This is a genomic window from Sporomusa acidovorans (genome assembly GCF_900101845.1).
GTDB lineage: Bacteria > Bacillota > Negativicutes > Sporomusales > Sporomusaceae > Sporomusa > Sporomusa acidovorans.
Genome location: NZ_FNAM01000003.1, coordinates 66,244 through 76,839 on the forward strand (window position 1 = coordinate 66,244; position 10,596 = coordinate 76,839).

The 10,596-nt window shown below is 43.7% G+C and carries 12 protein-coding genes; 9 read left to right on the forward strand and 3 right to left on the reverse strand.

What is annotated here, in order from left to right:
- Positions 1–383 precede the first annotated feature (383 nt).
- Positions 384–578: a hypothetical protein gene (locus BLR65_RS03860; protein WP_093792672.1), complete on the forward strand. Its 195-nt coding sequence runs from the start codon at positions 384–386 to the stop codon at positions 576–578.
- A 272-nt stretch (positions 579–850) separates the two neighbouring features.
- Here BLR65_RS03860 and BLR65_RS03865 read toward each other — a convergent pair whose 3' ends face one another.
- Positions 851–3,757, reverse strand: a complete 2,907-nt coding sequence (locus BLR65_RS03865; RefSeq protein WP_093792674.1) for a MobA/MobL family protein — start codon at positions 3,755–3,757, stop codon at positions 851–853.
- Between the two features lie 233 nt (positions 3,758–3,990).
- Between BLR65_RS03865 and BLR65_RS03870 the strand changes: the two genes are divergently transcribed.
- The 5 genes from BLR65_RS03870 to BLR65_RS03895 all read left to right on the forward strand — a co-directional run bounded on the left by BLR65_RS03870 (position 3,991) and on the right by BLR65_RS03895 (position 7,518).
- Positions 3,991–4,302, forward strand: a complete 312-nt coding sequence (locus BLR65_RS03870) for a hypothetical protein (RefSeq protein WP_218130615.1) — start codon at positions 3,991–3,993, stop codon at positions 4,300–4,302.
- Complete coding sequence (locus BLR65_RS03875) at positions 4,302–4,652, forward strand: hypothetical protein (RefSeq protein ID WP_093792678.1); 351 nt, start codon at positions 4,302–4,304, stop codon at positions 4,650–4,652. The genes BLR65_RS03870 and BLR65_RS03875 overlap by 1 nt, the downstream gene beginning before the upstream one ends.
- Positions 4,649–6,634 carry a DNA topoisomerase 3 gene (locus BLR65_RS03880; protein WP_093792680.1) on the forward strand — a complete coding sequence of 662 codons (1,986 nt, stop codon included), beginning with the start codon at positions 4,649–4,651 and terminating at the stop codon, positions 6,632–6,634. The genes BLR65_RS03875 and BLR65_RS03880 overlap by 4 nt, the downstream gene beginning before the upstream one ends.
- A gap of 220 nt (positions 6,635–6,854) precedes the next feature.
- Positions 6,855–7,277, forward strand: a complete 423-nt coding sequence (locus BLR65_RS03890) for an RNA polymerase sigma factor (RefSeq protein ID WP_093792684.1) — start codon at positions 6,855–6,857, stop codon at positions 7,275–7,277.
- The gene (locus tag BLR65_RS03895) at positions 7,255–7,518 is read left to right on the forward strand and encodes a helix-turn-helix domain-containing protein (RefSeq protein WP_093792686.1); all 264 of its coding nucleotides are present in this window, start codon (positions 7,255–7,257) and stop codon (positions 7,516–7,518) included. Before BLR65_RS03890 ends, BLR65_RS03895 begins: the two co-directional genes overlap by 23 nt.
- A gap of 304 nt (positions 7,519–7,822) precedes the next feature.
- Here BLR65_RS03895 and BLR65_RS03900 read toward each other — a convergent pair whose 3' ends face one another.
- Together BLR65_RS03900 and BLR65_RS03905 are read right to left on the reverse strand one after the other, a co-directional pair.
- Complete coding sequence (locus BLR65_RS03900; protein ID WP_093792688.1) at positions 7,823–7,969, reverse strand: SHOCT domain-containing protein; 147 nt, start codon at positions 7,967–7,969, stop codon at positions 7,823–7,825.
- Between the two features lie 468 nt (positions 7,970–8,437).
- Positions 8,438–8,623: a ribbon-helix-helix domain-containing protein gene (locus BLR65_RS03905; protein WP_093792690.1), complete on the reverse strand. Its 186-nt coding sequence runs from the start codon at positions 8,621–8,623 to the stop codon at positions 8,438–8,440.
- 131 nt (positions 8,624–8,754) lie between these two features.
- Here BLR65_RS03905 and BLR65_RS03910 point away from each other — a divergent pair, with 131 nt between their 5' ends.
- The 3 genes from BLR65_RS03910 to BLR65_RS31590 form a co-directional block, all read left to right on the forward strand.
- On the forward strand, positions 8,755–10,296 hold the full coding sequence (locus tag BLR65_RS03910) for a recombinase family protein (protein WP_093792692.1): 1,542 nt from the start codon (positions 8,755–8,757) through the stop codon (positions 10,294–10,296).
- Positions 10,297–10,311: 15 nt separating this feature from the next.
- Entirely contained in the window at positions 10,312–10,476 is a 165-nt protein-coding gene (locus tag BLR65_RS03915) for a DUF255 domain-containing protein (protein ID WP_093792694.1), read from the forward strand.
- A gap of 37 nt (positions 10,477–10,513) precedes the next feature.
- On the forward strand, positions 10,514–10,596 hold an 83-nt coding region (locus tag BLR65_RS31590), incomplete at its 3' end, for a DUF255 domain-containing protein (protein ID WP_218130618.1).

The window sequence follows — 10,596 nt, forward strand, 5'->3', positions numbered from 1 at the left end:
CCCCCCTGCGTTCATTATATGGGCAGAAATATGCAATTGCACTGTAATATAAAAGCATTATTGTTGCATTAATAATGCAATAAATGGTATTATGTGGGTAGTAGGTTGGATGAGTTAAATATCGCAAAGATTTTTTTGTACAAGGGGGAAGGATAACTATGTGTTGTAAAAAGAAGAAAAGAAACAGGCATATGACAGAGTAATAGCTCATTATTGCGATAACATAAGGCACTTATCCAGCAAATAGACCAGGAACAGAAAGGGGGAAGACACCGAACTTGTTAATCAACTTGAAACAGCCCTGAGAAGACTAACTTGTTTAAAAAAGAATCAAAAGGGGCTAGGCTGAGAGTAGAAATTTTTCGAGATTAAGGGCTGATCATGTGAAATATAAAGTCTTACCGGAATATAAGAAAAAAATATATGATGAGTTATGTGACAAAGTACAAGAACTGGGCGAAGAATGTGAGCGAGCAAGCAAAACGAATGTAGATGCAACTGAAATCAACAAGCAGTTTGAGAATGCTTTAGATAAATGTATAGAATTCGTCCGACGGGAATTTTATAATAAGTACTAAAAGTCGGCGTAATAGCAGGTTCAGAGTGTCAAAGAACCCCGGTTTTCAGCGTGAAAACCGGGGTTCAATTTTGTGAAAATACCTAGCCAGGCAAATGAAATGCCCGCATTGCAGGCATCAATGATTCGACTTACAGGGGGAGAGCCGACTGAGCTTGATCGCAAGTGCCCAGGTGCCGGATGATTGTATTAAATATATAAAATTTGCTAAATAAAGGATGGAACTCTTAATTGTAAAGACCTGCATTACGATATATTGGATAGGAAACAGACTTAAAATTCATCATGTTCCCAGGCGGTCTTACGTTGCTTTTCTTCACGCTCGGCTACTGTTTTAGCAGCAGAATCAAGCAGGTAATTATCCTCTTCGGTTATTCTGGCGACGGCAGCGCAGGCGGCGGATTCTGCAGTGAAAGAGCGGGCAATTAGGGAAACTGCGTCAGTGGAAGCAGGGATTCCTTTTGCTGAGTAACGGATGTTTTGACGGTGATCCGCGAGAACTTGCTTATTTGTTGCTGCGAGAAGATCAACCATCTCTTTTTCTTGATTTCTCAGTTCAGTTTGACGATTTGTCAGGTGCTGCATTTCCTCTCCTATGGCTTGGTTTTTCTTTAGAATTCCGGCTGTGATTGCGGATAGCTTTTCTTTAGCCTGCGGCGTCGCAGTTAGTTGTTCAATTTCTTTTTCCAGACATGAGATGCGTTCTTTTAAGGCAGCATGTGTTTTTGCTGCGGCAAGAGTATGCATCTTTTGTGTTTTTGCAGCTATTTGAGCATTCCGGTATTGATGGTGTGTTTGGGTGCTTAGGATTTTATCATACCATCTCGGTTTAGGCAGTACGGTCAAGGCGTGTTCACGGGAAAGGAGAGAATCTTCTGTGCTGCGTCTTTTGCGTTCTGAGTCGGATAGCTCTTTTTTTAGCTTCTTAAGCGTCTGAATTCTACCATCCACTAGGCGATAGAGCGCCATTGTTTGGGCACGTTTTTCGGAAATATAGAGCGGGCGCAACGCGTGGATCTCTTTCGTAACGCGCGTTTGCTCAGCGCGTAAGGAATAGAATGCCGTACGTAAAATGCCTTGAACTTCCTGCGCCGTATAGTGCTGCTCCTGCGGCGCCTCCCTGGCCGGCAGCAGTGAGAATTTGTTTTTGACCAGAGCGGTTTCCTTTATGAGTTTTAAGCGAAGGAGCGAGAGCTGACGGATACGGTCGGTCGTTTCACTTAGCTTATCCTGCAGCATACGGTAGGCGTCTTGCTGCGGTTTTTGTGCAAGCAGAAGCGCATTCGCTTTACGGGTGACATAGGATTTAGCTTTGGGTGTGTTAAGGTCTTTACGGATTTCCTGCAATATGCCGCGTTGCTGTTTGCGTTCCGCCGCATGAACTTGGGCTATATTTTCCAGCCGTTGTTGCTCGGCAAGAAGTGTGGCAGTCTCTTGGGGCGAAGAAGCCGTTTTGAGGCGGCTTTCTATATCTTTTTGAGCGCGCTTTAGGGAAAAAAGATTTTCCGAGACCTGAGTGTCTTTCTGCCAGGCGGACAAAAAATCCGGATGATTGAGCGCTCTGATGTAGTCTTCCTGTGCTTTGCGAATTGCCTGTGGATAGGTAAGATGACCCGTTTCCTTATCTGCTAAAACTGTGGCCTGCTTTTTGAGTTCTTCTTTTTGCAAAGAAATTTCTGTAAGAGCGGCCTGCTCAAATGCTTCAAGCTGTGATGCCTGTTGCAAATAGGTAAGACAGGCTCTGCCCAGTCGATCTTTTTTATTTATGAGTGGGGAAATGGAACGAAGCGCTTTAGCCGTTTGGCGTGTTTGTTCCGTACAGTCTTCGAGGGCTTGGCAGAGCAGCGCCTCGTCTTCGTTACACTGCAAGATGGTCAGTGCTGATTCGCAGTATGCGATCTGTTGAGACAGGGTTTTATTCTCCTGCCTCTGTAAGCTGGCAAGATGGTCTTGTTCTTCACTGCATTTTTCGCGGACTGCTTCAAGGGTATTAGATAAAGACTGCTTATTGCGATGTATATCTTTTAACGTGGAAAAAATCGCTCTTTCCTGTTGGCCCATTTCCGAAAAACGTTCGGCAACCAGGCATTCGCCAAAATGCCGGATGCTTTGGTAGGCAAGGTCCGTTGCTTTTTGCGCAGCGGTTAGATCAAGAGAAGGAGAGAGGGGGGATTCATCCGATGTGTTGTGTAGTTGACTCTCCACCTGCTCGGTTCGTCTTTTGGATTTTCGCTCATTTTTATAATTTTGTAATTTCTGCAGACGGTCAGCGGATTCAATTAATTGCGAAAGTTCTTTGCGGAGAGCACGGCGTTCTTTTATGGCAATCACCAACGGGTGATCAGGAGTATTCGCAACCGTTGGTCCAATGTGTTTTTCCGGTTCCAGGGAAAAGAGCCTCTCCGTCAAGGCGTCCCCTTTCTGAGCGGCCTCCTGTCTGCGGGCACGATAGGAGCGGTGGTCGACACGATCCGCATGCCCATATTTTTCTAACGCGGCATTCGTCATTTTGGCAAAATCCTCGCGCAGATATAGCAGGTGGTTTCGGCCTTCCACTTGTTTATTCCAGATAGGAGCAATGGCACAGCCGCCATCGCGGCGCCGGTCTACGATACTGCCGTCTTTACGGGTATAGAGGCGGCGCGCCTTTTGAAAAAAACAGCGTGGCTGGCGTTCGCTTTCTATTTCCAAGGCATCCAGTTTCCGCGGTGAAAACATGAGATGGCAGTGCAGGTTTTCCTCGCCATCGCCCATGGCTGCCAGTTTGTTGTGAATGGCATAGGAGTAATAGTAGTCTGTCCCCAAATGTTTGTTGATAAATTCCTGAGCGAGGGCAAGATTTTGTTCCAGCGTCAGTTCGCTTTGCAGGGCAAATTCAATTTCCTTATAGGTATGGGCAGAAGTTTCATAAGCGTCTGCTGCCTGAAAGAAAGTTTTTGGTGAATTGTTCGCCCAGGCCGGCAGATGGTGTCCGCCACAAATAAAACCTTCCTTTTGGCTGTAGTTTTCCTGCCGCGCAATATAGTCAAGATGATCTGCAGCCGCGATATGTCCGGCGCGCTTTTGATCAAGGTTTGCATACTTTCCCTCGCGGTGATTGTATTCGGCGTGATCGCTGGCCAGGATGATGCGTCCGCCCGGTGTTTTGTTGTCTTTGATTGTAAAGTGATAAAGCGCCATACTCCGTGTACCTCCTTGAAAGAAAATTGGCCAACCGCAGGTTCAGTGCCGCCGAAGGCAAGCGGCAGATGGGTTTGGCGCGACTTGACGAAATCGTCAAGTCATAAGTGCGCCTGTCTCTGTTTCGGTCCACTGTTTCATTTTCATTGTAGCATGGCTGCGAAAAAATCATGTTGCACGCTGTTGTAGGAGTTGTGCACACCGTCTATTCTAGGGTTTACGAGCTTCGTATAATGAAAAAAAGGCGGTGGAAAGACATGGATAGGTTAGCGGCAGTCGAGAAAAAAATCGAACAGAGGAAGCTTGCTTTAAAGCGGTTGGATAAGGTCAGCCGGTCGTTGGTGCATAAATATCACGCCCATATTTTCTGTGATGCGTTGCAACAGGCCGGCTGGCAGCGTAAAGAGGAATGGAGCGGAGAGGAGTTTTCCTTATTAGTTGGATTTCTGTGTGCCTTGAAATGCCGTGCCATTTCTGAAACCGATCGCCGCCTTTATCTGCACTTTGCCGCAGGCAAAGTAGCAAAGAAAGAGGGGGAAGATTGATGACCACGGCAAAACCGAAAACGATTGTCGAGATGGAAGAAAGGCTTTACATTCTTTACCAGCGCAGGCAGAAAGCAGAGCAGCGGCTTAAAAAATCAACTGCGGAAATGAAAATCTTGCAAAGGAAAATCAGGGATCTAGAAGAGGAAAAGTTTACCCGCGAGTGCAAAGAATTTGGTTTACGTTTGGCAAAGGCCAATCTTTCCCTGGCGCAGGTGGATATGGAAAAGGTCGCTCAGATGGTTGCGGCCAATCGCGGGGAATATGAGAGGCCGGCAGAATCCCCGGTGCTGGAAAATCCGCTTAACCAGGAGGCGCAGTCAAGCGCAGACGGGAGGGAATCTGAATGAGAGTTTGGATTGCCGAAAAACCGAGTGTTGGCCGCGAACTGGCAAAATATTTGGGAAAGGGGATACAAAAGAGTGGCTATATTGAAATTGCCGGGACAGGCGATTTGGTGACTTGGCTGTTTGGACATATTTTGCAGCAGAAGTCGCCGCAGATGTATGATCCGCTGTATGCTTCGTGGTCGCCTGCCTTGTTGCCGATTGTGCCTCAAAAATGGGAACTGTTCGTTAAGCCGGAGGCTAAAGAGCAGTATCAAACGATTAAGGAACTACTAAAACAGGCGGACGAAATCGTTCACGCCGGCGATCCGGACAGGGAAGGCCAATTGCTGGTGGACGAGCTGCTGGAGTATTTGAAAAATAAAAAGCCGGTGAAACGGCTGTTACTGAATGCTTTGGATGAAATCTCTATTAACCGGGCTTTGGCGGATTTGAAAAATAATGCCGATTTTCAACCTCTTAAGGAATCGGCGCTGGCACGCGGCCGCGCGGATTGGCTGATTGGCATGAATTTAACACGCGCCTATACGGCCATGGCTAGGCAAGCGGGATATGATGAGGTCATGCGGATTGGCCGGGTCAAGACGCCGACCATGGCGCTGGTCGTCAGGCGCGAACGGGAAATCCGAGCATTTCGGCCGACCAAGCATTACGGGCTTAAAGCGAATCTTGAACAAACGGGAAAATGCTTTTCGGCAGTGTGGCTGATACCGGAAGCGTTTCCCGGCTGCGACAGCGAAGGGCGGATCTTACAACGAGACCGTGTAGAGAACGTGATTCAGGAAATTCTACAGTCCGTAAAAAATGGCGAAGCTTTTCGGGTTGAAGATGTGACAAAAAAGGAATCCGCAGAGGCGCCGCTTCTGCCATTGAGTTTATCCGCATTGCAGATTCAAGCCGGCAAGCTCGGCTATACGCCGAAGCAGGTTTTGGATCTAGCGCAAAAACTATATGAGTTAAAGTTGACGACCTATCCGCGTTCCGACTGCGATTATTTGCCAGCAACTCAGTTCAAGGATGCCAAAGTCATTTTGGAAAATTTGGCACGGTCCGGCTGGCAGGCAGAAGTGGCAGGCGCGGATGTGAACAGAAAAAGCCGGGCCTGGGCCGATGAAAAAGTTTCGGCGCATCATGCGATTATCCCGACGACGCTCCTGTGCGATAAGGCAAGACTTACTAAAGAGCAGCAAGATATTTACGCCTTAATTGCCCGCTCGTATCTTGCACAATTCTATCCGCCGCATCGCTTTTCTAAGACTACGCTTCGTGTTCGTATCGGTAACCATACTTTTCAAGGGACCGGGAAAGTGGTACTGGAAGAAGGCTGGAGGACATTGTATAAGGCAGAACCAGATAATGAAAAGCCAGAGGAGGAAGCCGTTTTACCGGATTTGCAAAATGGGGATAAAGTAAGCTTACGGGAAATGAATGTACAAGAGAAAATAACAAAGCCGCCGAAACGGTTCAATTTATCTAGCATTATTGAAGCTATGAAAAATATTCACCATTTTGTTCAGGAAGAGACCTTAAAGGCGCAGATGAAAGAATGCTCCGGTATCGGCACAGAGGCAACGCGGGCAGGAATTTTAGATGAACTCGTACAGGGAAAATTCCTGCGTATCGAAAAAAACATGCTGTATGCAACGGATATTGCAGAAAAGCTGTTTGACGCATTGCCAGAATCACTGGCTTATCCCGATATAACGGCAATTTGGGAGGACAAACTTGCGCGCATCGCTAAAAACAACTTTTCCGCCGAAGCTTTTCTTCACTCAACCACGGATTTTGTCAAAACACTCCTTGGAGAAGCTAAGGGAAAAACCATTTCAGTAATTGAGGGACAAATCCTATGCCCGGTTTGCAAAAAGGGGATTTTGAAGCGACGCAGCGGCAAGAAACAAGGAACATTCTTTTGGGGATGCTCGCGTTATCCTGATTGTCAGACTAGATATTCTGATAAACGGGGAAAACCTGATATCGGGTAAATCTATTTAAAAGGAAAAATCTGCCTTAGTCTTCTGGAAAGCATGAGGACTAAGGCAGATTTTTTTAATTTGACGAATTTTTCTGGTAAATTTGCCCAAATACTTTTTTCAACTGTTTTAGTTATATGAAGGGAAAATGCAGAGAGTGTCTTTGCGGACACAAATAAATAGGACAAACTGTGCATTCGCATAGATCTCTCTTTGCTTGAAAGGGGGTGATATGTTGGAATGCCAGGAGCGTTTTGATAGTTTTTGTAAAAGCGTCTTACGGAACCATGCTCGCAACTACGATCAAGTGGTACGTCGTCGCAGACAAAGAGAATGTTTCTCGGAAGATATTTGCGAAGACACAAGATTTCAGCGTTTCTTTTCTGTTGCTCCTTGTCAAGATACTTATGTATTTCGTGTATTGGGTATGGATGTGAGCGTGGAAGATGTATTTCTCGGTGCAGCTTTACAAGCATTATCCGAGGACCGAAGGGCAATTGTTTTACTGTCGTACTTTTTGGATATGACGGACAGCGAGATTGGTGCATGCCTGCATCTTATCCGGCGAACCGTATCATATCGCAGAGACACCACACTAAAGCAACTAAAAAAGTATTTGGAGGATTTGGCAGATGAGGAAAAAAGAGAACGCTAAATTAAAGAAATCGAAACGGAAACGCTCACTACTTCCGCTTGCTGTTATTTCAGCAGCTGTACGGGGAGAAGAACCTGCAATAGGGCAGGTGTTAACGTACTATGAACGCTATATAACGCGGCTGGCATCCAAAGAATTATATGACCGGTACGGAAATTTATATATTTGCGTGGATTACGAGTTGAAAACCGAACTGCAAAATAAGCTGATTGCTGGGATTTTAAAATTCCGTGCCGTGTAAAGGAAGATGATCTTGATCTTTGAAAAAGAAAGTGCAAAAGCGCAGTATAGACTTTGCGGATACAGATAATGAAACTCCCGTATAGCTATAGTCCGAGCAGAGAGAAACTGTCGCAGGCAAAGGTACGGCTGCACAGAAGTGCAGGGGTGAAATTCCCGTGGGTATTATAGATGCCGTCCGTAAAGTTTTTTCTATATTAGGTACAAGGTACACTCTGGTTATTGTGTGGATTGTAAGTTAGGTTATTGTTATTGGTTGGGTATAAGAAAAAAGACACATTGAGTGTCTTTTTTCTAAATACAGTTCAAGCCATAAGGTCAGATAGAATTCCATAATCTTTCATTAGTTTACGTTTGATCCTTTCATATTCTGCTTCTGTAATCAATTTGCGGGATAATAATTGTTTTGACATTGCGATTTGCATACTATACTTGAGTAAATCTTTCTTCATTAACACTTCCGCCTCACTTTTAATTATCGTCCTATGTTAGGACAGTTAGCAGATACAAAAGGGCATGGCTGTGATAGCGATTCTTTTGGTGAGTGCCTCTGGAGTTAATTCCGCAAAACAAAAATATTTAAACTGCAATTTGCGAATAGCCGGTTACTATATAAGTTTTTATTGTATCGGATGAAGCTACTTAAAAATAAATGACTACCTTAGTCTTCTGAGTGCCAAGAAGATTTAAGGCAGTTTTTTATTTTTTTTCGTTGAGCTTTGCCAACTATTTTTTGTTTTAGTAGGAAGAGAAAATGCAGTGAGGAAGGGGCGGTTTTTATGGATACTAAGACATTAAAAATAAAAGTCATAACAAATACTCCGTCTGAAAAAGCACTACGGAGTTTTCGAATAAAATTATTTGAAATACAGAGTAAGAAAAATATGCTTTCTTGTCCTGGCATTAAGAAAACATGAGCGTTAATCTTTACTCATTTTGGTATCAGTTTGCATTTTTTGTTTTTTGACGACTTCCAGGCCTAAACGAATTAGTTCGGTAGTTGCTTCCGAGCGTGTTGGATAGCGTCCTTCAAAACAAAAATCTTCTATTTCCTTAAACATATCTTCGTCTACGGAAACCATGAATCGTGGTTTTGTTGTTGCCATTTATATCACCTCAACTTATCCATATTATAGCAAGGTTGATACACTGATGTAAAGAATCACTCTTGACAGGTGTATCACTGATGATCTATAGTAATAATAGATACACTGTTGAAGTGATACACCGATAATTAATGATTAAAGATGGTGAAAATCCGATGAACTTAGAAAACAGAAAATATGATATTCGATATGTTGCAAACTATCTTAGAAAGTCTCGTGCTGAAAGCATGGAAGACCTGGAAAAACATCGGATGGTACTCACCGAATTGTGTATCAAAAACAGCTTTAAGTTCGTTGAATATAGGGAAGTTGGGACATCCGATAGTATTGATATGCGCCCAGAGATTACCAAGCTTTTAAAAGAGATTGAAGACGGGGTATATGACGCTGTTTGTGTTGTTGAATACGATAGGCTGGGACGTGGCGACCTTGGAGAACAAGACAGGCTTAAAAAGGCATTTCAAAAGTCAGAAACGCTTATTATTACGCCGGATAAGATTTATGATCTTAATAACGATATAGATGATACATATGCCGACCTAAAAGGCTTTTTTGCTAGGCAAGAATACAAGATGATTACTAAGCGTTTACGGCAAGGGAAGATCATAGGTGCTAGGCGTGGACAATGGACAAATGGTATACCTCCATTCCCTTATGTATATCAGCGTTATCGTGATAAGTATAATGAAAAAGGTATTGTTGTTAATGATGAAAGATTGCCAATATATCGCGAAATGGTTGAAAAAGCATTATCGGGAATTTCATCTCAGAAAATAGCTGAAAACCTGAATCAAAGAGGGATTTTTACTCCAAAGGGTAATTATTGGAGTGCTGTTTCTGTACAGAGACTTTTGCTTGATGAAACACATTTAGGGCAGATTATTAGCAATAAGACGAAAGGGAGCGGCCATAAAAATAAACGCCCGAATGCTAAAAACTATGAAGTGTTACCTAAAAGTGAATGGACTGTTGTGGAGAATTGCCACGAAGCAGTGAAGACTAAAGAAGAACACGATCGTATTGTTGCCATTCTAAGCAGCAGGAAAAAGATACCCACAAAAAGCCGGAAGCAATCACATGCATTGACAGGACTTGTCAAGTGCGCCAAATGTGGACATACTCATACGATCCATTTAGTTAACGGTAAAGCATTTGTTAGACCATGTTGGTATATAGACCCTCTAGGCAATAAATGTCGTAATAAAGGCATTTTGTCGGATACTTTGGAAGAGACTATTTTGAAAGAAATATCAAAGTATCAGAGCGAAATTATAAATAGCAATGAACCAGTAGACAACCAACATTCCGATAAAATTAAAGCAGAAATCAGTGAACTTGAAAACCTGCTTCAAAAATATAAAAAAGCGTTGGAAACAGTAAATGATGCTTATGAACTCGGAGATTATAACCGGGAGGAATGGCAAACAAGAAAAAGAAAATGGCAAAAGCTCGTAAGTCAAATCGAAGACGAACTATACGAAATGAAGAAAATTTACCAATCCAATCAAAACATAAGCGATGAGGAACGTAAGCAAAACCTTATAAATTTTCTTGCTAATATCAGGACAATGACCGATAATGTACAGCGTAACGACTTGTATAGGACAGTCCTTGAAAGCATTGTTTACCTGCGTGAGGGAAATACTATCGACGTAAAAATTAATTTCAAGTAAGGGAGGTGGTCGCGCATGTTATCAGAAAAGAAAATACCCAATAGATTGGCAAACGAGAAATCGCCTTATCTGTTGCAACACGCTTATAATCCTGTGGATTGGTACCCGTGGGGCTCAGACGCCTTTGCAAAAGCAAAGGCCGAAGATAAGCCGATATTCCTTTCTATTGGGTATAGCTGACGACTTGCATTGATGAACTTGTCACTGGTGCCATGTTATGGAGCGGGAATCTTTTGAGGATCAGGATGTTGCCGCGCTGCTTAATAATTATTTTGTGGCGGTCAAGGTTGACCGCGAGGA